Here is a 23,136-nt window from a genome sequence, read left to right on the forward strand (position 1 = left end):
AGCGTCGTCTGCATGAACGCGAAATCCACCGTCGCCAGGCCGCGCGGGCGCCGCCCGTCGGCGGACGACTTCGACCTGCGCGACCACATGCTCGACGTCGCGATGCAGCTGTTCGCCGAGCGTGGCATCGCGGCGACGACGGTCGCGCAGATCGCCGCGGCCGCAGGCGTCACGTCGGCGATGGTCCATTACTACTTCACGAATCGCGAGCAGTTGCTCGATGCGATCGTCGAGGAGCGGCTCGCGCAGGTCATCGCGTTCGTGTGGCGGCCGACCGAGCCGCAGATCGAAAACGATCCGTTCGCGCTCGTCGCCGAACTCGTCGACCGCTTCTTCGACGTCACGCATCGCATGCCGTGGCTGCCGTCGATCTGGCTGCGCGAGATCGTCCATGAAGGCGGGCTGCTGCGCGAGCGGATGCTGCGGCGCATTCCGCTCGAGCACGTCGGGCGCTTTGCCGAGCGCATCCGCGCCGCGCAGCAGGCCGGCACGCTGAACCCCGCGCTCGAACCCGCATTCCTGTTCCATTCGATCATCGCGCTCGTGATGCTGCCGCTCGCCACCGCGAAGCTGTGGCAAAGCGCGCGCGGCCTGCCGCCGATCGATCGCGACGTGCTGCATCGCCACGTCCGCGCGCTGCTCGGTTCCGGCCTGCAGCCACCGCCCGCCGCCACACGGGATGCCAGCGCGCATTCGCCGCGGAGGCCGTCGTGAACGTGTCCCGCCCGCTGCCGCTCGCACTGGCCGCCGCCGTCGCGCTGCTCGCCGGTTGCGGACGGCCGGCGAACGACGTCGCGACCTACCAGGGCTATGTCGAAGGCGAATTCGTGTACCTGTCGTCGTCGCAAGCGGGCACACTGACGCAGTTGTCGGTCGAACGCGGCCAGGCCATCGCGGCCGGCATGCCGGTGTTCTCGCTCGAAGCCGTCAACGAAACGGCCGCATTGCTGCAGGCGCAGCATCAGCTCGCGGCCGCACGCGCGCAACTTGCCGACCTGCAGACCGGCAAGCGGCCGCCGGAAGTCGCGGTCACGCGTGCCCAGCTCGCGCAGGCCATCGCACAGGCCGCGCGGGCCGCCGCGCAACGCGCGCGCGACGAACGCCAGTACGCGGCCGGCGGCCTGTCGAAGCAGCAGCTCGACGATTCGCGCACGTCCGCGCAGACCACCGCCGCGCAGGTCCGCGAGTTGCAGAACCAGGTCGACGTCGCGCGCCTGCCGGGACGCGCGCAGCAGGTGGCCGCCCAGGCCGCGCAAGTCGATGCCGCGCAGGCGGCGGTTGCCGAAGCGCAATGGAAGCTCGACCAGAAACGCGTCGCCGCGCCCGCCGCCGGGCGCGTGTACGACACGCTGTATCGCGTCGGCGAATGGGTGCAGGCCGGCAATCCGGTCGTGCAGATGCTGCCACCGCAGAACCTGAAGGTGCGCTTCTTCGTGCCGGAAGCCGTCATCGCATCGATCGCGCCGGGGCGCACCGCCGCGATCCGCTGCGACGGCTGCGCGGCCGACGTGCCCGCGCGCGTCACCTACGTGTCGCGCGAGGCCGAATACACGCCGCCCGTGATCTACAGCAACGAGAGCCGGACCAAGCTCGTGTTCATGATCGAAGCGCGCCCCGCCGTCGCCGACGCGCCGAAGCTGCACCCGGGCCAGCCCGTCGCCGTGAGGATGCGTTGAACGCGCCGGCCGCTCCGTACGCGATCGACGTCGATCGCCTGAACAAGCGCTTCGGCGACAAGCACGTCGTGAAGGACGTCTCGCTGCGCGTCGCGCGCGGCGAGATTTTCGGCTTTCTCGGGCCGAACGGCAGCGGCAAGACGACGTCGATCCGCATGATGTGCGGCCTGCTCACGCCCGACTCGGGCAGCGGCACCTGCCTCGGCTACGACATCGTGCGCGACAGCGCGCAGATCAAGCGGCGTGTCGGCTACATGACGCAGCGCTTCTCGTACTGGGAAGACCTGTCGATCCGCGAGAACCTCGATTTCGTCGCACGCGTATACGGGATGCCCAACCGCCGGGCCGCGGTCGCCCGCGCGCTCGACGGGCTCGGCCTCGCGAGCCGTGCGGACCAGCTCACGGGCGCGCTGTCCGGCGGCTGGAAGCAGCGCCTCGCGCTAGCCGCGTGCATGCTGCACGAGCCGGAATTGCTGCTGCTCGACGAGCCGACCGCCGGCGTCGATCCGGCCGCGCGCCGCGACTTCTGGGAAGAACTGCACCGGCTGGCCGCACAAGGCATCTCGGTACTCGTCAGCACGCACTACATGGACGAAGCCGAACGCTGCCACAAGCTCGCGTACATCGCGGCCGGCGAACTGCTCGCGCAGGGCACGTCGGCGGAGATCGTCGCATCGCAGCACCTGTCGACGCGTACGATCACCGGCGGGCACCTGACCGAACTGTCCGCGCGGTTGCGCGCAATGCCGGGCGTCGATCAAACCGTCGTGTTCGGTTCCGCGCTGCACGTGAGCGGCCGCGATCGCGCGCTGCTCGACGCGACGCTCGCGCAGGTCGCGGCGCAGGCCGACGGGCGCGTACCGCTGCAGGTCGCGCCGATCGACACCGGGCTCGAAGACGTCTTCATCTACATGATGGGCCGCGCATCCGCGCCGCCCGGCGGAGCATCGCCATGAACGCGTGGGCGGGCCTGCGCGAATCGTTCTCGGTCGCGCGCTGGTGGAGCATCGTGCTGAAGGAATTCCTGCAGCTGCGCCGCGACCGCGTGACGTTCGCGATGATCGTCGGCGTGCCGATCATTCAGCTCGCGCTGTTCGGCTTCGCGATCAACACCGACCCGAAGCACCTGCCGACCGCGGTGATCGTCGCCGACTCGAGCCCGTTCGCACGCAGCTTCATCGCCGCGATGCGCAATTCCGCGTACTTCGACATCGTCGCGACGCTGCCCGACGAGACGGCCGGCCGGCATGCGCTCGCCCGCGGCGACGTGCAGTTCGTGCTGAGCGTGCCGGCCGATTTCTCGAAGCGGCTGCTGCGCGGCGAGCGCCCGACACTGCTCGTCGAGGCGGACGCGACCGATCCCGTCGCGACCGCGTCGGCGATCGGCGCGCTGCCGGGCCTCGTGCGGCCCGTCGCGGACAAGGACCTGACGGGGCCGCTTGCGCACCTGAACGGCCGCCCGGCCGCGTTCGACGTCGTGCTGCACCGGCTGTACAACCCCGAAGGCATCACGCAGTACAACGTCGTGCCGGGCCTGATGGGCGTGATCCTGACGATGACGATGGTGATGATGACGGGCCTCGCGATCACGCGCGAACGCGAGCGCGGCACGATGGAGAATCTGCTGGCGACACCGGTGCGGCCGCTGGAGGTGATGACCGGCAAGATCGTCCCGTACGTGTTCATCGGGCTGATCCAGGTGTCGATCATCCTCGCGGCCGCGCGCTACGTTTTCGACGTGCCGTTCGTCGGCGGCCTGTTCGCGATCTACCTGTCCGCGCTGCTGTTCATCGCGGCGAACCTCACGGTCGGCATCACGCTGTCGTCGCTCGCGCAGAACCAGCTGCAGGCGATGCAGCTCGCGGTGTTCTACTTCCTGCCGAACATCCTGCTGTCGGGCTTCATGTTCCCGTTCGCCGGGATGCCGAAGTGGGCACAGTTCATCGGCAACCTGCTGCCGCTCACCTACTTCAACCGCCTTGTGCGCGGCATCCTGCTCAAAGGCAACGGCTGGGCCGACCTGTGGCCGTCCGTGTGGCCCGTCGCGCTCTTCACGCTCGTGGTGATGGGCATCGCGCTGCGCTTCTACCGGCGCACGCTCGACTAGGGGCCGCGCGATGAAACCGGCTTCGCGTCGCGCCGCCCACACCGCCCGCTGCTTGACGTTGGCCGCTGCTGCACTGCTCGTCGCCGGTTGCGCGGCCGGGCCGGATTTCCGCATACCCGATGCGCCGGCCACGCAGCGGTACACGCGCGATGAACCGCCCGTCACGACGGTAGCCGCCGGTGGCCCGACCGGCGGCGCGCAGACGTTCGCATCAGCTGCGCACACGCCGCGACACTGGTGGACCGAGTTCCGCTCGGAACCGCTGAACCGGCTCGTCGATACCGCGTGGCAAAACAGCCCGACACTCGCCGAGGCCCGCGCGCGGCTCGACGAAGCACGACAGAACCATGCGGCGGAAGCCGGCGCGACGATGCTGCCGCGCGTCGACGCGAACGTGTCCGCCACGCGCCAGAAAGTCGACATCGCTGCGTTCGGGCTGCCCGCCAACGTGCCGAATCCGGGGCCGTTCACGCTGTACGACGCGTCGGTGAGCGTGTCGTACGTCCTCGACGTGTTCGGCGGCAACCGGCGCGCGCTCGAAGCGCTGCGCGCCCAGGTCGACTATCAGTCATACACGCTCGACGCCGCGCGCCTGACGCTCGCGGGCAACGTCGTCGCGACCGCGATCCTGCGGGCGTCGCTCGCGCAGCAGATCGCGCTCACGCGTGAGCTCGTCGACGCGCAGGCGCGGCAGTTGCGCATCGTCGCAGCGCGCTTCGCGGCGGGTGGCGTATCGCAGGCCGACGTGCATGCGCAGCGCACGCTGCTCGCGCAGACGCAGGCCTCGCTACCGCCGCTCGCGGCCCGCTTCGCGCAGGCCGGCCACCGGCTCGCGATCCTGCTGGGCGCGCCGCCATCCGACGCCGCACTGCCCGACCTCACGCTCGATGCGCTCGCGCTGCCGCACACGCTGCCGGTCGCGCTGCCGTCGACGCTCGCGCGCGAACGGCCCGACATCCGCGCGGCTGAGGCCGTGCTGCACCAGGCAAGCGCGAACGTCGGCGTGGCGACCGCGAACCTGTATCCGCGTTTTTCGATTTCGGCGGGAATCGGTTCGGAACGCACGCGCATCGCGGATATCGTGAGCGGGCTCAATGTCTGGAATGTCGGTCTCGGCCTGACGCAGCCGCTCTTTCATGGCGGCGAACTGCGCGCGAGGAAGCGCGCGGCCGAAGCCGCATACGATGCCGCGTTCGCAAGCTATCGGGAAACCGTGCTGCTGGCGCTCCAGCAGGTCGCCGACGCAATGCGCGCGGTCGAACACGATGCGGCGGAGCTGGAGGCACGAGACACGGCCGCACGGGAAGCGGCGGCCGGCAACGCGATTGCCGGCGACCGTTACGCGGCAGGCGGGATCAGCACGTTCGCGCTGCTCGATGCGCAGCGGCAGGCACTGCAGACCGCGCTCGATCGCACGCGCGCGCAGGCCGACCGGCTTGCCGATACGGCGGCGCTGTTTCAGTCGCTGGCGGGGAACTGGTCGGACGATTCGACCCGGTGACGATCGGGACGACGTGTGCCCGCGCGATGCGCGCGGCACGCACCCGCGAAAAAAAACCGGCCCGAAGGCCGGTTTTTTCATACCGCATGCCGTGAGCGGCGCTTGCGCGCCGCGCGACATCAGAAGCGGTGGATCATGCCGACGCCGGCAGCGATCTGGTTCTGCTTCGAACCCGCGCCCACGCCGTCGCCGATCGACGTCGTTGCATTGACGATGCCGCCGGTCAGGCCGCTGATCGTGTTGCCGCTGGCGTGCTGGTACGCTTCAACCGCGTACAAACCCGTGCGCTTCGACAGGCTGTAGTACTGCGACAGCGTGACCTGATGGTACTTGGCCGAGCTCGAGACGCCGTTCGATTCGGTCGCACGCGTGTACGAGTAGCCTGCCGCGAAGTCCCACTGCGGCGCTGCCTTCCAGTGCAGCACGGCGCCTGCCGTGTTGAAGATCGCCGTGTTGCGGAATGCCGACTGCGTGCCCGGGATGTACTGGACGTTCGAGTACGACACCGAGATGTCCCACGCCGGCGTGAACTGGTAGCCGGCCGTCACGGCGACGCGTTGCTGCGACTGTGCCGTCTTGTAGCCACCGTTGATCGACGATACGGCCTGCTCCGCGCCGTTGCCGCTCGAATCCAGACCGTTTTGCGAGGTCGAGTTCGCACCCCACACGCCGCCGCCGAGCGTCGCATTGTTGACGCGCTGATAGCCGACCGCGATGCCTGCCGGGCCGTTCTGGTACTGGACCGCCGCGCTCCAGGTCGAGCCGCGGTTGAAGCTGCCCGCCACGCCGCCGAGCGAGTACGAACCGCCGACCGTGAAGCCGTAGAACTTCGGCGACATATAGACGAGCGAGTTGTTCGTGCGATAGCTGGTGTCGAGCGAGTCGATATCGCCCGGGTGCGCGCCGTAGTAACCGGTCAGCCAGGTCGTCGGGCTATACGGCGACAGCAGCGTGTAATACGCGGTGTACTGGCGGCCGGCCGTCAGCGTACCGTACGTCGCGTTGGTCAGACCCACCCACGCCTGACGCGTGAAGATGCCGTTCGTCCATTGCGACGAGCCGTTGTTCGCGTTGAAGCCGGCTTCCAACTGGAAAATCGCCTTCGTGCCGCCGCCGAGATCTTCGCTGCCCTTCAGGCCGAAGCGGCTGCCTGCCCAAATGCCGGTGGCCATCTGCACCTTCGAGTGACCACCCGAAACCGCGCTGGTAGCCGACGAGTTGTTCTGCCAAGCGATAGCGTTATCGACGATACCGTACAGGGTAACGCTGCTCTGGGCGTGGGCGGCGGTAGCGGCTGCGAGACCCACTGCCGTCATGGCGAAAGCGACGCGCTTTTTCATTGATTCTCCGTCCTCAAAGAATGATTTCTTTTCTGGTGTGGTTTTATGACTGACACATGTGCGAGTACATGCCGGTGCGATTCTGACGGATTACCAATCGTTTCCCAACATGTGCAGTCGGTCATCGTATGATCGACGCAACGCAGGGGGTTCACCAAACGGTTACATAACACCTGAAAACGCTTACGCGGTGGGCCTCTCCGGCATTTCCCGGTGAAAACCCTAGCTTTACATTTTTACTGGTGCATCGCGACCGTCCAATGTCGTCAGACGCCTTCGGCAACAACCTTCTTACAAAAGCGCGACCTCGGCTGGTGCCGCGATTCACGCCGCCGCGCAGGATCGCTGACATTCATGACACCCACGTTTCGGGAAGCGAAATCGTGTAAACGTTTCAGTCCGTGTGGGGAGAATCAGACGGGAGTGGCCCGGCGAACGCGGGCCGAGGGCGATGCCCGCGCCTGTCGCGCCGGCATCGTGCAGCGCAACTCAGCGCGCGGACGCCTGCCCGATCCGCGTGTTCACTGCGTCGACGAGCGCGTTCATGCGCGCACGGATCGCCGCGTTCGAGCCGACGAGCGCGAGCGACGACGCCATGATCCGGTAGATCCGCTTGCGCGGCACCTTCGCCGGCCTCGCCGGATCGAGCCACGCGTCATGGCCGGCCAGCAGTTCGAGCGTTTCGAGGCCGATCATGATGGGCCACAGGCACGCGAGCCGCAGACGCACGAAGCGGCGCGGAATCGCCAGCGTGTACCGGCACGCGTCGCGATACTGATCGAGCGCCACGCGCAGCAGGTCGACCAGCACGCCGCGCGCGCGCGCCGACGCGTCGGGCGACATCAGGTCGGCGACGCCCACGCGGTGCGCGGACAGCACGTCGTCCGGCAGATAGCAGCGGCCAATCCGCAGGTCCTTCGCGCAGTCGCGCAGGATGTTGGTCATCTGCAGCGCCTTGCCGAATCGAATGCCCTTCTCGCGCATGTCCGCCAGGTCCCAACCGCGCGCGGCGCGCGTGTGCGCACCGGTCATGTCGGTCCAGAATTCGCCGACGCAGCCGGCGACCAGATAGGTGTAGCGATCGAGCATGTCGCGATCCGGCAGCGACGCGACCTCCCCCGACTGTTCGTCGGGGAACGTGCGCAGGTCGAACTCCATCCCCGACGTCAGCGTCGCGACGACCTTGCGGATCGATGCGCGATCCGCCTCCGGCTGCGCGCGCAGCAGCGCGAGCATCGGCTGCATCGAGCCGAGCAGCACGTGCTCGTGCGAATCCGTCTGCATCCGCGTCACCTCCTCAAGCGCACGCGACAGCGCTGCGCCGTCGCCGAGCCGCTCGACCTCGTCGCGCAGGTCGGTCAGCAGCGCCGCACGGCGATCGGGCGCGACGAGCGCCGTGTCGGCGATCGTGTCGGCCGCGCGCGCGAGCAGATAGGCCAGGCCGACCGGGTCGCGCATGCCGTCGGGCAGCACGCGCAGCGTCAGGTAGAAGGAGCGGGAAACGTTCTTCAGCAGGTCGCCGAGCAGATAGGCGGGATCGGTATGAGTCGTCATGGGTCGGTAAAAATCGGCCGGCGCGGGCCCCGGACGCACGCTGTCGCCGGGCGCCCGCGCCGGCCCGCGAGTCGCCGCATCGTCGCGCGCGAGTAGGCGTCGGCCCGGCCCGGCGATGCAAAAGTCCCGCAAGTTTAGTGCATCCGGCGCGCCGGCTCCCGGCGACGGCCGGATCGCGCCGCACGCACGGTTGCGCTATCAGGCCATCCCGTGCGTTTTGAGCGGAAACGAAAAAGAAAGGCACAAGTAATATATATGTAATTATCCGATGCGACGATCGCGTCCCGTTCGATCCCGCGCGGCCCGCAGAGACAGGCCGCACCCGCCGGAACGACCGCCCTTTCACCGACTTCCGTTTCGAAGGTTCTCCACCATGCTCTTCACGCGCCCGACCGCCCTGCGCTGCATCCCGCTCGCCTGTGCCGCCGCCCTCCTGCTCGCCGCCTGCGGCGGTGACGACGTGTCGGCATCCGATCCGACGCAGCCGATCTCCGCGAAGGTCCAGGTGGTCGGTCATCGCGGCGCGAGCGCGCTGCGCCCCGAACACACGCTCGCGTCGTACCGCAAGGCGATCGAGGACGGCGCGGATGTGATCGAACCCGATCTCGTCTCGACTCGCGACGGCGTACTCGTCGCGCGCCACGAGAATGAAATCTCCGGCACGACGAACGTGTCGACCCTGCCGCAGTTCGCGAGCCGCAAGGCGACCAAGACGATCGACGGCGCGCAGCTGACCGGCTGGTTCACCGAGGACTTCACGGTCGCCGAATTGAAGACGCTGCGTGCCCGCGAGCGCATTCCGCAGGTCCGCCCGGCGAACACCGCGTACAACGACCAGTTCGAGATTCCGACCTTCGACGAGATCGTCGCGCTCGCGAAACAGATGGCCGCGCAGACCGGCCGCACGATCCACCTGTATCCGGAAACCAAGCACCCGACTTACTTCCAGTCGATCGGCCTGCCGCTCGAGGACCGTCTCGTCGATGCGCTGCTGAAGGATCCGTACACGGCACGCACGGCGACCGTCTACATCCAGTCGTTCGAAGTGGCGAACCTGAAGACGATCCGCAACCGGATCAAGACGAGCCAGCCGAACTGGAAGCTCGTGCAGTTGATGGACGAAGCCGATCAGCGCCCGTACGACTTCGTGAAGGCGAACGACAAGCGCACCTACGGTGACCTGTCGACGCGCGACGGAATGCGCGAGATCGCGTCCTATGCGAACGGCGTCGGCCCGTACAAGACATCGATCATCGCGGTCGCCGCCGACGGCACGCTGCAGCAGCCGACGCCGTACGTGCGCTACGCGCACGAAGCCGGCCTCGTCGTGCATCCGTACACGTTCCGTCCGGAGAACAACTTCCTGCCCGCGTCGCTGAAGGACGGCGGCACGCCGGCCACGCGCAACACCGCGGGCTCGGTGCGCGAGATCCAGGCGTACCTGCGCGCGGGCATCGACGGCTTCTTCACCGACGATCCCGCCGTCGGTCGCGCGGCCGTCGATACGTTCAAGCGCTGAGCGGATTGAACGCGCCGGATGCGATGCGCCACTGAGCGCGCGGCAACCGGGCGCGGCGCATGTCGTGCCGCACACCGGTTGCCGCGTCGCGGTCAGATCACGCGGAAGTGGTGCGTGCCGTCGCGCTTCAGCTGGTCGACCAGCCCGTATTCCCAGTCGAGATACGCCTGCATCGCGGCGGCCGCGTTGTCCGTGCCTTCATACGGGCGCCGGTAGCGGTCGACGCGCGGCGACGCCAGATGCGTCTCGCCGTGCTCGAGCGGCAGCCCCGCGTCGATCCACGCGGCGGTGCCGCCGGTCAGCACCGTGATCGCCGCGGAAGCCGGCAGCAACGCGCGCGCGTCGTCCGCCGCGAACCGCGCGAGCAGGCTCGAACCACACGTGAAGACATAGCGCTTCGCCGGCGGGATCGCGGCGAGCGCGTCGCGCAACTGCGCACGCACGGCGAACCACGCGCCGGGGATATGGCGCTTCACGTAGTTCGCGCTGGTCGTCACGTCGACGATCGCGACCTCGCCCGCGGCCGCCTCCTTCAGCCAGCCCGCGAGCGTTGCGGGCGACGCCTCGGTCACCTGCGGCGTCGCCGGCACGTCGCGCGGCGGCTGGCCGCGCTCGGTGAAGGCCGCCGTGCCGGCCGGCTCGATCACGCGCACGTCCCAGCCCATCTGCGCGAGCCACGACGCGGTCATGTCCGCGCGCACGCCGTCGTCGTCGGCGAGCACGATTCGCGCGCCGCGCACGGGCGCGTGATGGTCGGTCTCCTGTACAAGCTGGCCACCCGGCGTGCCCAGGAAGCCTGGCAGATGGCCGGCCTCGTATTCCTCCGGCATGCGCACGTCGAAGCGGTACAGCGTGCGGCCCGGCTCGTCGAGCGCCGCGACGTCCGCGAGCGCGATGCGCGGCACGCCGGCGCGCTCGGCCACCGCGCGCGCGGCGCGACGGGCTTCCTCGCGCTGCGCGGGTTCGACGTCGTCGGGAAAGCGTCGCGCGGCGCCGTGCTCGAGCGTCTGGCCCGCGAGCGTCCAGCCGATCGTGCCGTTGCGCAGTGCCGCGACCGGGTTCGGCAGCCCTGCGTTCACGAGCGATTGCGTGCCGATGATGCTGCGCGTGCGGCCCGCGCAGTTCACCACGACCCGGGTTGCGGGGTTCGGCGCGAGCGCGCGCACGCGCAGCACGAGTTCCGCCCCCGGCACGCTCGTCGATGTCGGGATGTTCATCGTCTGGTATTCGTCGAAGCGGCGCGCGTCGACGATCACGACATCGGCCTTTTCGTCGATCAGCGCCTGCACTTCCTGCGCGGACAGCGACGGCGTATGGCGCTCGGCCTCGACCCACTCGCCGAACGACTTGCTCGGCACGTTCACGTCGATGAACAGCTCGCCGCCCGCGGCGAGCCAGCCCGCGAGACCGCCGTCGAGCAGCCGCACGTCGGTATAGCCGAGCTGCGCGAACTTCGCGGCCGCGCGCGGCGCGAGATCCTCGCCGCCGGCTTCGCCGAACACGACGATCGGCGTGTCGCGGCGCGGAATGCGCGTCCACGCGTCGAGTTCGAGCTTCGACAGCGGAAAGTTGGCAGCCCAAAGCGGATGGCCCTGCGCGTATGGATCTTCCTCGCGCACGTCGATCAGCGCGAGCTCGTCGCGGGCCAGGAGGCGCGCGCGTACGTCCTGGTACGACGCGACGGGGAAACGGGAAGTGGAATCAACGAATTGCGTCACGATGTCTCTGTCGGATTCTGTTGAAGTCGGTGAAAAAAGCAAACGGAAAACGGTTGAAGCCCGAGGCCGCGGGCGTGCGCTCGCAACTGAACGCTCGCGACGTGCGGCGTCACACGTTCGAATAGCCGGACACGAACGGCTTCACGGTGCCGTCGTCCAGGAACACCGCGCGCTCGACCTTGCCGATGTTCGCGCCGTACACGTGGATGCTGATCGATACCCGGTCGGCGAACGCGTTGGTCACGCGATGGACGTCGCCGATGCTCGGCGACACGGCCTCGACGTCGCCCGGCCGCAGTTGCACCGCATCGCCCGACGGCACCGGCCTGCCGGTCGCGTCGAACCGGTACGGCTGCGAAAACTCGCCGCCGCGCAGCATGCCGATCAGCCCCCACACCGTGTGATTGTGGATCGGCGTCGTCTGGCCAGGCCCCCACACGAAGCTGACGACGGAGAACCGATCGTCGGGATCGAGATGCAGCAGGTACTGGCGGTAGCGCTCGGGATCGGGCTGCGCGAACGCGTCGGGCAGCCAGTCGTCGTGCGCGACGAGTGCGGCAAGCAGCGCGCCGCCCTCGTCGAGAATGCGCGCCTCGTTCGCGCCGGACGCGAGCAGCGCGCCCAGGCCGTCGACGAACGGACGCAGCGGCGTCTGATGCAACGAAAGCGTACTCATCGGCTGCCTCCTCGAATATGATGCCGAATATGATGAATCGTCATGATCACCCGAAAGATCATGCAGAACAAACATGAAAATTAGCGATATCGACGCTTTTGCAGCGGTCGTCCGCTGTCAGACGCTGAGCCAGGCCGCGGCCGAGCTCGGGATGACGCAGCCGGCGATCACACGGCGCGTGCAGAATCTCGAGGAAGCGCTCGGCGCGACGCTGCTCGACCGCAACACGAAACCGCCGCGCCCGACCGACATCGGGCTGCAGGTGTTCGCGCAGTGCCGCGCGATCCTGCGCGAGGTCGATGCGCTGCGCGAACTGACGGCCGGCCAGCGGCCGCCCGCCGGCGAATTCCGCGTCGGCCTCACGCAAGGGCTTGGCGAACTGATGCTGCCCGGCCTGATCGCGCGGATCGCCGGGCAATGGCCAGCGCTCGCCACGCAAGTCACGACCGCCTGGGGCGGCATGCTCGTCGAGCGCGTCGCGCGCCGCGAACTCGATGCGGCGCTGGTGTTTCTGGCCCGCGAGATGGTGCTGCCGCCGCACGTCGAGGGCGAACGGCTGCTGGCCACCCGGCTCGTCGCGGTCGGCCGCAAGGGCGACTGGCCGCGCCGCAGCTACCGGCTCGCCGACTGCCATGCGCGCGGCTGGGTGCTCAATCCCGACGGCTGCGGCTTTCGTGCGGGCCTGCGCCGCGCGCTCGACGCGCAGGGGCTGCCGATGCCCGTCACGCTCGACACATATGGTCGCGACCTGCAATTGCAGAGCGTCGCGAACGGCATCGGCATCGGGCTGATGCCGATGCCGCTCGTCGAAGGCAGCCCGCTGCGCGATGCGGTCGACATCGTGCCGCTCGCCGATTTCAAGCCGCAGATCGATCTGTGGCTGCTGCACCGGCAGGACGCCGCACGCTTCGCGGCGCCGCTCGCCGCCGTGGGCGCGCATGCGCGCGCGGCATTCGCACTGCCCGCGGATGCCGCCGCGCACGACGAAGCCGCTTGAGCTTGACCGAGGCCTGCGACGCCGGCACCGCGGTGTCCCGTTTGCGCCGGCCGTCATGCGGCCCCTCTCACGCATCGCTTCGACCGGAAGCCGGTGTGCCGCGTGACGTCCCGCCAGCCTCCGCGCTGGCGTTCTCGGTTGCGCTTCGCGCCGCGGCGTCGAGCGCGGCACGCCCGGCGGCGACCGCGATCGCATCGTCCTGCGGCGTATGCACGCGGCTGCACAGCACGTCGCGATAATGACGTTCGAGCGGATTGTGGCGGCTCAGCCCGTGATTGCCCGACAGCTTCAACGCGTGCTCGACCGTGCGGATCGCCTGCTCCGTCACGGTTCGCTTGACGAGGCCGCTCGTCGTCACCGTCGGTGCGGGCGATGTGCTCGTCGAGCAGCACGCGGTTCGTGTGCAAGCACCCTTCGATCTCGCCGACGGCCTCCTGCATGCGCGGCAGCGTCGCGAGCGGTGCCCCGAGCCCGCTCGGCGCGCGCGTCGTCGCGAACTCGAGCAGCCAGTCGCGTGACGCGCGCGCCACCGCATCGTAGAGGCTGCCGAGCAACGCGACCATCCACGCCTGCTGGTCAGCCTGCGCGTCGACATCCGCATGGCTCGCGGCCGATACGGCCCACGCATCGGGCGCGCGCACGTCCACCGCATGATCGGCGGGCAGCCGCACGTCGTCGAACACGACCTCGTGGCTGCCCGATGCGCGCAGGCCCAGGTGGTTCCAGCTTTCGATCACGCGGATGCCTGCGTCGTCCTCCACATCGCGCTCGCGCGGCACGAGGAATACGCCGACACGCGGCTCGGGTTCGTCGGTGCGTGCCCATACGGCGAGCCAGCGCAGCGCCGGAATGCCGGTGCTGTACAGCTTGTGGCCGGACAGGCGCCAGCCGTCGCCGTCGCGACGCGCAATCGTTTCGGGCAGGCCGCCGCGCGACGGCGAACCGAGCGCCGGTTCGACGCGCAACGCGTTGATCAGCGCGCCTTCAGCGACCGCACTGTCGAACACCGCACGCCGCACGTGCGCGGGCCAGCGGTTGTCCGCGCGGCCGAGCGCGCGATGCTGCAGATACGTCATCGTCAGCACCAGCGCCAGCGCAGTCGCGGGATCGGCGCGCGCGACGGCGGCCACGATCCGGCTCGCCTGCGCCAGCGTCGCGCCCGCGCCGCCATGCTCGCGCGGCACGACCTGCGCGATCAGCCCGGCGCGATGCAGTCGCGCGAAGTTCTCGTGCGGGAAGCGGCCGTCGACGTCGTTGCGGGCGGCGTCCGCGGCGAGTTCGGGCGCAAGACGCTCGAGCAGCGCCGCGACGCGCGCATCGTCGGCAGGCAGATGGCGCAGCGACGACTGCGGCGGTAGCGGCGAGGAAGCAGCAAGTCTGGCGGACATCGGTACGGGTTCCCTCGGTGACTGGATAGCGGGGTAACGCAACGGCGGCAATGGCGGAGATCGATTGGCGGACGGTGCGGCGGCGCGTGAAGCCGACGGCGATCGGTTGCGGTTGCGCACTCGCGTGCCGGTTCGCGGACGTTTGCCGCGCATGCGTGCGCACGCATCGGCATTCGAACCGGACCGCACATCCCGGACCGCATGCGGATCCGGTGCCTGCCCGGCGCGGAAGCCCCGCTCCCTTTCATCTCCATCGCGAGCCCACAGCGTATGCGCAATGCACACGCGGCCAAACCATGCAAATCTGATATTCAATTCGGGATTGATTATTTCCATTCCGCATGATCCCGGCGGTAATCTGCGCTCCATTCCCGCCCCCGCCAACCGTTGCTGGCCGCGTGGGGCCGTCCTTGCATCGGAGACCCAGATGAGCGTCGAATTCATCGGCATGATCCAGAGCCAGAAGCAGTCGGAAATCCATCCGCCCGCCGGCCCCGTCGTCGCCCCCGATTACGTGCGCGACTTCGCCCGCGCACATGAAACGGCCGGCTTCGACCGGATCCTCGTCCCGCACCACTCGACCGGCCCGTCCGCGACGCTGACGATCGCGTTCGCCGCCGCCGCGACCGAGCGCATCCACTTCATGCTCGCGCATCGGCCGGGCTTCACCGCGCCGACGCTCGCCGCTCGGCAAATCGCGACGCTCGATCAGTTCAGCCGCGGCCGGCTCGCTGTGCACTTCATCTCCGGCGGCTCGGACAGCGAGCAGCAGCGCGACGGCGACTTCCTCGACCACGACGCACGCTACGCACGCACCGACGAATATCTCGGCATCCTGCGCCGCATCTGGACCGAAACGCAGCCGTTCGATCACGACGGCGCGCACTACCGCTTCACGCAGGGCTTTTCGGAGGTGAAGCCGTTCCAGCAGCCGCACGTGCCGATCTACTTCGGCGGCGCCTCGGAAGCGGCGCTGGAAGTTGCCGGCAAGCACGCGGACGTCTATGCGCTGTGGGGCGAATCGCTCGACCAGGTGCGCGACCTGACGACCCGCGTGCGCGCCGAAGCCGCGAAGCACGGCCGGCAGGTGCGCTTCTCCGTGTCGTTCCGGCCAATCCTCGCGGCGACCGAAGACGAAGCATGGGCGCGCGCGCACCGGATCCTCGACGAAACGCGCCGCGTGCGCGAAGCGGCCGGCCTCGGCACCGGCGGCCCGCAGCAAAGCGAAGGCGCGCGGCGCCTGCTTGCCGCGGCCGAACGCGGCTCGCGCGTCGACAAGCGGCTGTGGACCGAGATCGCGAAGCTCACCGGCGCACGCTCGAATTCGACCGCGCTGGTCGGCACGCCCGAACAGGTCGCCGACGCGCTGCTCGACTACTACGACCTCGGCGTGACGACGTTCCTGATCCGCGGCTTCGATCCGCTCGAAGACGCGATCGACTACGGTCGCGAACTGATTCCGCGCGTGCGCAGCGCCGTCGCGGCACGCGACGCGGCACGCCGCGCGGCCTGACCCAAAGGGAGACGCCGACCATGTCCGCCGTCCTGGCTTCGTCATCGCCCGCACGCACCGCGTCGGGCCTCGTCCTCGCCGACACGCCGCGCCAGCATTTCTGGTTCGACCCGCCCGCGCCGCGCGTCGACGTCGCCGCCGAGCGCCGCCACCGGCAGGAGCGGCTCGCGGCCGCGTTCCGCCTGTTTGCGCGTTTCGGCTTCGCGTCGGGCCTCGCCGGCCACATCACCGCGCGCGACCCCGAACTGCCCAACCACTTCTGGGTGAATCCGCTCGGCGTGCATTTCTCGCGGATCAAGGTATCGGACCTGCTGCTCGTCAACGCACGCGGTGAAACCGCGATCGGCAACCGGCCGCTGAACAAGGCCGCGTTCGCGATCCACGCGGCGATTCACGACGCGCATCCGCACATCGTCGCCGCCGCGCACACGCATTCGACCTACGGCAAGGCATGGTCGACGCTCGGCCGCCCGCTCGATCCACTGACGCAGGACGCGTGCGTGTTCTACGAGGATCACGCGCTGTTCGACGACTTCACGGGCATGGTCGTCGACACGAGCGAAGGCGCACGGATCGCGGGCGCGCTCGCGAAGCCCGACGGCACCACGCACAAGGGCGTGATCCTGAAGAACCACGGCATCCTGACGGCCGGCCCGACGGTCGAGGCCGCCGCGTGGTGGTACATCGCGCTCGACAACGCCGCGCACACGCAGTTGCTGGCCGAAGCGGCCGGCACGCCGCAACCGATCGACCACGCGACCGCGCGACACACGCACGGCCAGATCGGTGGCCCCGACGGCGCATTGCACGCGTTCGACAGCCTGTTCGCAGGCGTCGTCGCCGACGAACCCGACCTGCTCGACTGAACGCCCTTGCGCACGACCGGAACCGGAGACCACACGATGACCGATACCACCGCCCCCGCGCCGACCGGCGCCCATGACGACAAGCGCCGCCGGCTGCTGCGCGCGGCCGGCGCCGCCGCGCTCGCCGCGCCGGCGATCACGCTGGGCCGCAACGCGTGGTCCGCGCCGCCGCTGAAGAAGCTCACGTTCGCGTGGAACCAGAACGCGTTCTGCCTGACGCCGATCGTCGTCGCGCAGGAGAACGGCTTCTTCGAGAAGAACGGTCTGAAGGTCGAGCTGGTCAACTACAGCGGATCGACCGATCAGTTGCTCGAATCGATCGCGACCGGCAAAGCCGACGCGGCGGTCGGGATGATCCACCGCTGGCTGAAGCCGCTCGAAGCCGGCTTCGACGTGACGATCATCGGCAGCTCGCACGGCGGCTGCGTGCGGCTGCTCGGCGCGAAGACGGCCGGCGTGACGACGCTGCAGGCGCTGAAGGGCAAGACGGTCGGCGTCAGCGATCTCGCGGCGCCCGGCAAGCACTTCTTCTCGATCCTGCTCGCGAAGAACGGCATCGATCCCGAACGCGACATCACGTGGCGGCAGTATCCGGCCGATCTGCCCGGCGTCGCGGTCGACAAGGGCGAGATCCAGGCGATCGCCGACGGCGACCCGAATCTCTATCTCCTCGAGAAGCGCAGCAACGGCGCGTATACGGAACTCGCGACGAACCTGTCCGGCGAATACGCGCGCAAGGTGTGCTGCGTGATCGGCGCGCGCGGCGACCTCGTGCGCAACGACCGGCCGGCGGCCGCCGCGTGAGCCATGCGTTTGACGGCCCCGGCGGCCCGCTGTCGGTGCTCGACGACGTCACGCTGTCGGTCGCGGCCGGCGAATTCGTCGCGCTGCTCGGCCCGAGCGGCTGCGGAAAATCGACGCTGCTGCGGCTCGTCGCGGGCCTCGACGCCGCGCGACAAGGCGCAATCGTGCAGGACGGCGTGCCGATCGAAAGGCCCGATCCGTCGCGCATCGTCGTGTTCCAGGATCCGACGCTCTACCCGTGGCGCCGCGTGCGCGCGAACGTCGCGCTCGGCCTCGAGGCGCGTGGCGTGGCGTGGCGTGGCGCGCACCGCGCAGCATCGCGTCGACGATGCGCTCGCGCGCGTCGGCCTTCAGGAATTCTCGAACGTGTTTCCGCATCAGCTGTCGGGCGGGATGGCGCAGCGTGTCGCGCTCGCCCGCGCGCTCGTCAACGATCCGCGCCTGCTGATCCTCGACGAGCCGCTTGGCAAGCTCGATTCGCTGACGCGGTTGACGATGCAGGCCGAGTTGACCGCGCTGTGGCAACGCGACGGGTTCTCCGCGCTGCTCGTCACGCACGATGTCGAGGAAGCGCTGTTTCTCGCGCAACGCGTGATCGTGTTCGGGCCGCGTCCCGCACGGATCGTCGCGGAACTGCGTGTCGACCTGCCCTATCCGCGCCATCGCGGCGACCCGCGTCTCGCCGAACTGCGCCACGAAGCGCTGCGGCATCTCGGACTCGATTCGAGCTGGTAGATGCCGAGTGCCGCCAGCGGGATGGCCCGCGCACGGCAAAGGCCGCGCCGATGAATGCACCGCCGTTCGCCGACTGGGCGCTCGTGTTCCTGCAACTGCTGTATCGCGCGCAGATCGCGTTCGCCCGGGCACTGCATGCGGCCGGCCTGACCGGGGACGCCGACGGACAGGCCGCGTGGCCCTGGGCGCATCGGATCGCGCTTGAAACGCTGCGCATCGATGCCGGGCTCACGCGGCAGCTTGCGTTCGCCTGCGCGGCAACCGCGCTCGCCGTGGCGCTGGTCTGCATCGCGCTCGTTTCGCGCAAGTGGCGAGCGGCGTCGGCAATCGCCGCACTGGCGGTCGCGTGGTTCGCGCCGTGGCCATCGGCGTCGCTGTGGCTCGCGCCCGCGGTGCCGACCAGTTTCCAGCGCAACCCCGCGCCGCTTTCTGTCGCGAACGTGATGCGCGGTGCACACCTGTATGTGCGCGGCATTGCGCGGCGTGTCACGGCGCGGACGGCCGCGGCGAAGGACCGCTCGCGGCAACGCTCGCGCATTGGCCGCCGACCTTCGCGGGCACGCTGCTCGCCCGGCGGCTCGAAGGCGAACTGTACTGGCGCGTGCGGCACGGTACGCACGACGCGCGCGGCGCGTCGTCGATGCCGGGCTTTGCCACGACGCTCGGCCCCGGCGACACGTGGGCCATGCTCGCTTACCTGAAGGCGCTGTCGGCCGGCAGCGGCGCGCAGGCGGAAGGTGCATGGCCCGTGCCCGTTCCGCTGCCTGCGCTCGACGTGCGTTGCGGCAGCGCCGCGCCGCAGCCGCTCGAGCGCTGGCGCGAAGGCCAGCGCGTGCGCATCGTTGCGCTCGCGCCGGGCAGCGCGCCGCCGACGGAGGATCCGCGCTGGCAGACGCTGCTCGTCACTGCCGGCGACACGCCCGCGCCACCGGCCACCGGCTCGCGCGCGAACTGCGTCGCGTCGACGCCCGGTGCATGGCAAGCGTTCGCGACGATCGCTGGCGTGTCGCCCGAGACGTTCGGCGGCACGCAACTGCTTGCCGACCGGCGCGGCTGGCTGCGGGCGCGCGCGTTGCCTGGCAGCGCGGGCTGGTCGGCCGACGATTTGTTGTGCCGCTCGGATGCGACCGCGCGGCCTTCCGCCGCCCCCGCGAACGTCGATCCGCTGACCGCGCTGCTGCTGCGTGTGGACGCTGAACCGGTGCGCGACGTGCAGGCCGGGCTTGCGCATTGAATCTCTGAACCGTTTCCTCCAATCGACCGAACTTCACGATGAATCCGACCCGACGCCACTTCCTCGCGCAAGCGAGCGCCCTCGCCGCCGCCACCGTCGGCGTGGCTCCGACCGCATTGCACGCGCAATCGGGCACGCGACCGCTGCTGCGTGCCGGCGACCAAAAGGGCGGGCTGCGCGCGCTGCTCGAAGCAGCCGGCGAACTGAACGGCCTCGCTTACGACATCGCATGGACCGAATTCCCGGCCGCCGCGCCACTGGCCGAAGCGCTGAACGCGGCGGCCGTCGACTGCGGACCGATCGGCGACGCGCCGGTGATCTTCGCGCTCGCATCGGGTGCGCGCATCAAGGTGATCGGCGCGAACCGGTCCGACCCGTACGGCACCGCCTTGCTCGTGCGGCCCGATGCGACGCTGAAGGACGCCGCCGACCTGAAAGGCAAGCGCATTGGCACCACGCGCGGCTCGATCGGCCATTTCGTCACGCTGAAGGCGCTCGAAGCCGCAGCCCTGCCGCCCGATGCCGTATCGTTCCGCTTCCTGCCGCCGGCCGACACGATGCTTGCGCTCGCAACCGGTTCGATCGACGTGTGGGCGACGTGGGAACCCTATACCGCGCTCGCCGAAACGAGCGGCCGCGCACGCGTGCTCGTCAACGGCCGCGGCCTGTGGTCGGGCCTCAGCTACGTCGCGGCGACCGACGCGGCGATCGCGTCGAAGCGCGACGTGCTGCGCGACTTCCTGCAACGCGTCGTGCGCGCGCAGGCCTGGTCGTACCGGCACGTCGACGCGTATTCCGCGACGCTCGCGCGCATCGTCGGCATCCCGCCGGCTGCCGCGAAGCTGCAGTTCGAGCGCCGCAACACGCGGTGGCTGCCGCTCGACGCGACGGTGATCGCCGGGCAACAACGCACGGCCGACTTCTACCTGAAGGCCGGGCTGCTGCGCCAGCCGCTCGACGTCCGCACGACCTTCGACCTCGGCTTTCCGCTGGCGTGACCGGCCGCACGGCGCGGCGGCCTGCAACCGCCCAAACGGCTTTCGCATGATCTGGCACAATCGCGATTCGACCATCCCGCCTTCGTCAGCCAGCGTCATGCCAGCCATCTCCGAACTCTTCGTCTATCCGATCAAATCCTGCGCCGGCATCGCGCTGTCGCGCGCACAGCTGCTCGAAACGGGCCTCGCGTACGACCGCCACTGGCTGATCACCACCCCGGACGGGATGATGATCACGCAGCGCACGCACCCGCGCCTCGCGCTGATCCGCACCGCGCTCGAGCACGATGCGCTGGTGCTGAATGCGCCGGGCATGCCCGAGATCCGTACGCCGCTCGACGGCGATGCAACACCCGCCACGCCGAAGATGGCCGCGACCGTCTGGCGCGACACCGTCGACGCGATCGACACGGGCGCCGAGACGGCCGCGTGGCTCACCGAATTCCTCGGCATGCCGTTGAAGCTCGCGCGCTTCGGTGCCGAGTCGCGCCGTGGCTGCAACCGCAAATGGACCGGCGACATCGACACGCACACGCAGTTCGCGGACGGCTACCCGCTGCTCGTGATCGGCCAGCCGTCGCTCGACGACCTGAACGCGAAGCTCGTCGCGAAAGGCGCGCCAGCGATTCCGATGAACCGCTTCCGCCCGAACATCGTCGTGTCGGATCTCGATGCGTACGAAGAGGATTTCGTCGAGCATCTCGACGCGGAAGGCGCGACGCGCGTGCGGTTACGCCTCGTGAAGCTGTGCACGCGCTGCCCGATGCCGACGATCGACCAGGTGACCGGCGCGCCGGATCCGGCATGGCCGCACGAGCCGACCGACACGATGCAGACCTATCGCGCGCATCCGAACTACGACGACGCGCTGACATTCGGCATCAACGCAATCGTCGTCGAAGGCGCGGGCGCGTGGCTCGAAGTCGGGCAGTCGCTCGAAGCGGAGATCGGGTTCGGCGACTGAGCGGATCGGTCGAAGCGGCGGACGGCATATCGTTTCCGTCGCCGCCCTCCGCCGCCATTCACCTCGGTTGCGTCGATCGCCGTGCCGGCTACTGCGCCGCCCGAACCGTCGGCAGCATCACCGTCACGATCAGCCCGCCGTCCGCCGCATCGGAGAGCGTCACGCTGCCCTGATGCACGCGCGCGATTTCCCGCACGATCGACAACCCGAGCCCGGTACCTTCGACCGTCTGCGTCTTGCTGCCACGATGGAAGCGCTCGAACACCGCGTCGCGCTCATCCGCCGGAATGCCCGGCCCGTTGTCGATCACGTCGAGCCGCGCATGCTCGCCGTCGCGCGACACGCGCACCGTGATTACCGCGCGGTCGCCCGAATAACGGATCGCGTTGTCGATCAGGTTGCCGATCATTTCGCCGAGCAGGTCCGGTTGACCATGCACGTCGACGTCGGCCTCGTGCTCGAAGCCGAGATCGATGTCGCGCGCCCGCGCCACCGGCGACCAGTCGAGCGTCACGCTGCGCGCCAGCCGATGCAACGCGACCGGCTGGTGCGCGACCGCAAGGCCGCTGTCCGAATCGAGCCGCGACAGCGACAGCAGTTGCTGGATGATCTTCGCGGCCTGCCGCACCGCGCCGTTCACGCGCCGCAAGTGCACGTTCACGCGCGGCTGCTCGTCCGGCCGCAATGCCAGTTCGACGCCGGCCTGCACCGCCGCGAGCGGCGTCTTCAGCTGATGGGCCGCGTCCGCGAAGAAACGCCGCCGCGCGACCTGCATCTGCTGCGTGCGGCCGATGTACTGGTTGATCGACTCGACGAGCGGCGCGAGCTCGCTCGGCATGCCGCCGGTGTCGAGCGGCGTCGGATCGCCGTCGGTACGCGCGGCGACCTTCGCGGACAGCCGGTTCAATGGCCGCAGCCCGCGCCCGACGCCGAGCCACACGATCCCGAGCGCGAGCACGACAAGCAGTCCTTCCTGCAGCAGCGAGCCCATCAGGATTTCGCGCGCGAGCGCCTGGCGTCCCTCGATCGTTTCGCCGACCATCACCCACACGATGCGTGTCTGCGCGGTCGGCACGTCGTGCACCGGCACACGCAACGCGGCCATGCGCAGCTGCTCGCCGCGATAGACGACGTTGTAATAGCGCGTGACGAACAGCGCGCCGTCACCCGGCGGCAGCGGCAGGTCCGGATAGCCGGTGATCGTGTGCCCGTTGTCCTCGCGGATCAGGTAGTAGATCTTGCCGCCGTCGCCCGACTCGAACATCTCGAGCGCGAGATACGGCAGGTCGACCTCGATCTCACCGTCGTTGAGCCGCACGCCTTCGCGGATCGACTTCAGCGACGACGACAGCGTGCGGTCGAACGCGACGTGCGCGGCGCTCATCGCGCGCTGGTACGTGAGCCACGAGTCGAGCGCGAGCAGCCCGAGCAGCGGCAGCAGCAGCCACAGCGCGACTTGCGTGCGCAGGTTCGGTCGGCGGATCATCATGTCTCCCGCTGGGGCGCCCCAGGCACGGCATGCGCCCCCTCCGAAGGCAGCGAACGT

At 69.3% G+C, this 23,136-nt stretch carries 15 protein-coding genes and 5 pseudogenes; 14 read left to right on the top strand and 6 right to left on the bottom strand.

Features of this window, described 5'->3' with window-relative positions; translation table 11 throughout:
- Positions 1 to 12 precede the first annotated feature (12 nt).
- Genes WS66_RS06975 through WS66_RS06995 form a run of 5 tightly spaced genes read left to right on the top strand, consistent with a single transcriptional unit; the run spans position 13 to position 5,284 of the window.
- Complete coding sequence (locus WS66_RS06975; protein ID WP_059599310.1) at positions 13 to 714, top strand: TetR/AcrR family transcriptional regulator; 702 nt, start codon at positions 13 to 15, stop codon at positions 712 to 714.
- Complete coding sequence (locus WS66_RS06980) at positions 711 to 1,676, top strand: HlyD family secretion protein (RefSeq protein ID WP_108064630.1); 966 nt, start codon at positions 711 to 713, stop codon at positions 1,674 to 1,676. The genes WS66_RS06975 and WS66_RS06980 overlap by 4 nt, the downstream gene beginning before the upstream one ends.
- Positions 1,673 to 2,632: an ABC transporter ATP-binding protein gene (locus WS66_RS06985; protein ID WP_059599309.1), complete on the top strand. Its 960-nt coding sequence runs from the start codon at positions 1,673 to 1,675 to the stop codon at positions 2,630 to 2,632. Before WS66_RS06980 ends, WS66_RS06985 begins: the two co-directional genes overlap by 4 nt.
- Positions 2,629 to 3,783: an ABC transporter permease gene (locus WS66_RS06990; protein WP_059599308.1), complete on the top strand. Its 1,155-nt coding sequence runs from the start codon at positions 2,629 to 2,631 to the stop codon at positions 3,781 to 3,783. Before WS66_RS06985 ends, WS66_RS06990 begins: the two co-directional genes overlap by 4 nt.
- Before the next feature lie 10 nt (positions 3,784 to 3,793).
- On the top strand, positions 3,794 to 5,284 hold the full coding sequence (locus WS66_RS06995) for an efflux transporter outer membrane subunit (RefSeq protein WP_059599307.1): 1,491 nt from the start codon (positions 3,794 to 3,796) through the stop codon (positions 5,282 to 5,284).
- Between the two features lie 119 nt (positions 5,285 to 5,403).
- Here the strand turns inward: WS66_RS06995 and WS66_RS07000 are convergent, their stop codons facing one another.
- Together WS66_RS07000 and WS66_RS07010 are read right to left on the bottom strand one after the other, a co-directional pair.
- Entirely contained in the window at positions 5,404 to 6,624 is a 1,221-nt protein-coding gene (locus WS66_RS07000; protein ID WP_059599306.1) for a porin, read from the bottom strand.
- Between the two features lie 489 nt (positions 6,625 to 7,113).
- Positions 7,114 to 8,178 carry a phytoene/squalene synthase family protein gene (locus tag WS66_RS07010; protein WP_059599305.1) on the bottom strand — a complete coding sequence of 355 codons (1,065 nt, stop codon included), beginning with the start codon at positions 8,176 to 8,178 and terminating at the stop codon, positions 7,114 to 7,116.
- 373 nt (positions 8,179 to 8,551) lie between these two features.
- Between WS66_RS07010 and WS66_RS07015 the strand changes: the two genes are divergently transcribed.
- Positions 8,552 to 9,697, top strand: a complete 1,146-nt coding sequence (locus WS66_RS07015; RefSeq protein WP_059599304.1) for a glycerophosphodiester phosphodiesterase — start codon at positions 8,552 to 8,554, stop codon at positions 9,695 to 9,697.
- Positions 9,698 to 9,789: 92 nt separating this feature from the next.
- On the opposite strand, the gene WS66_RS07020 is transcribed toward WS66_RS07015, so the two are convergent.
- Positions 9,790 to 11,415: a rhodanese-related sulfurtransferase gene (locus tag WS66_RS07020; protein WP_059599303.1), complete on the bottom strand. Its 1,626-nt coding sequence runs from the start codon at positions 11,413 to 11,415 to the stop codon at positions 9,790 to 9,792.
- 109 nt (positions 11,416 to 11,524) lie between these two features.
- A complete protein-coding gene (locus WS66_RS07025) occupies positions 11,525 to 12,091 on the bottom strand; it encodes a cysteine dioxygenase (RefSeq protein WP_059599302.1) in 567 nt (188 codons plus the stop codon).
- 17 nt (positions 12,092 to 12,108) lie between these two features.
- On the opposite strand from WS66_RS07025, the pseudogene WS66_RS07030 reads away from it, so the two are divergent.
- A pseudogene (locus WS66_RS07030) lies at positions 12,109 to 13,088 on the top strand (LysR family transcriptional regulator).
- Between the two features lie 67 nt (positions 13,089 to 13,155).
- Here the strand turns inward: WS66_RS07030 and WS66_RS07035 are convergent.
- Positions 13,156 to 14,476: pseudogene (locus tag WS66_RS07035) on the bottom strand (acyl-CoA dehydrogenase family protein).
- 427 nt (positions 14,477 to 14,903) lie between these two features.
- Here WS66_RS07035 and WS66_RS07040 point away from each other — a divergent pair.
- From WS66_RS07040 to WS66_RS07070, 7 genes and pseudogenes are all read left to right on the top strand, one after another.
- The gene (locus WS66_RS07040) at positions 14,904 to 15,989 is read left to right on the top strand and encodes an LLM class flavin-dependent oxidoreductase (protein WP_059599300.1); all 1,086 of its coding nucleotides are present in this window, start codon (positions 14,904 to 14,906) and stop codon (positions 15,987 to 15,989) included.
- Positions 15,990 to 16,009: 20 nt separating this feature from the next.
- The gene (locus WS66_RS07045; RefSeq protein ID WP_059599299.1) at positions 16,010 to 16,855 is read left to right on the top strand and encodes a class II aldolase/adducin family protein; all 846 of its coding nucleotides are present in this window, start codon (positions 16,010 to 16,012) and stop codon (positions 16,853 to 16,855) included.
- 36 nt (positions 16,856 to 16,891) lie between these two features.
- Positions 16,892 to 17,656 (top strand): annotated as a pseudogene (locus WS66_RS07050) (ABC transporter substrate-binding protein); the annotation flags it as partial.
- Positions 17,596 to 18,394 (top strand): annotated as a pseudogene (locus tag WS66_RS07055) (ABC transporter ATP-binding protein). The pseudogenes WS66_RS07050 and WS66_RS07055, both read left to right, overlap by 61 nt.
- A 50-nt stretch (positions 18,395 to 18,444) precedes the next feature.
- Positions 18,445 to 19,628, top strand: a pseudogene (locus tag WS66_RS07060) (c-type cytochrome).
- Positions 19,629 to 19,666: 38 nt separating this feature from the next.
- Positions 19,667 to 20,626 carry an ABC transporter substrate-binding protein gene (locus WS66_RS07065; RefSeq protein ID WP_059599298.1) on the top strand — a complete coding sequence of 320 codons (960 nt, stop codon included), beginning with the start codon at positions 19,667 to 19,669 and terminating at the stop codon, positions 20,624 to 20,626.
- A gap of 97 nt (positions 20,627 to 20,723) precedes the next feature.
- Positions 20,724 to 21,590, top strand: a complete 867-nt coding sequence (locus tag WS66_RS07070; RefSeq protein WP_059599297.1) for an MOSC domain-containing protein — start codon at positions 20,724 to 20,726, stop codon at positions 21,588 to 21,590.
- An 88-nt stretch (positions 21,591 to 21,678) separates the two neighbouring features.
- Here the strand turns inward: WS66_RS07070 and WS66_RS07075 are convergent, their stop codons facing one another.
- Positions 21,679 to 23,076, bottom strand: a complete 1,398-nt coding sequence (locus WS66_RS07075) for a sensor histidine kinase N-terminal domain-containing protein (RefSeq protein ID WP_442859292.1) — start codon at positions 23,074 to 23,076, stop codon at positions 21,679 to 21,681.
- Between the last annotated feature and the right edge of the window lie 60 nt (positions 23,077 to 23,136).

This window comes from Burkholderia sp. LA-2-3-30-S1-D2 (assembly GCF_001523915.2).
Taxonomy (GTDB): domain Bacteria; phylum Pseudomonadota; class Gammaproteobacteria; order Burkholderiales; family Burkholderiaceae; genus Burkholderia; species Burkholderia diffusa.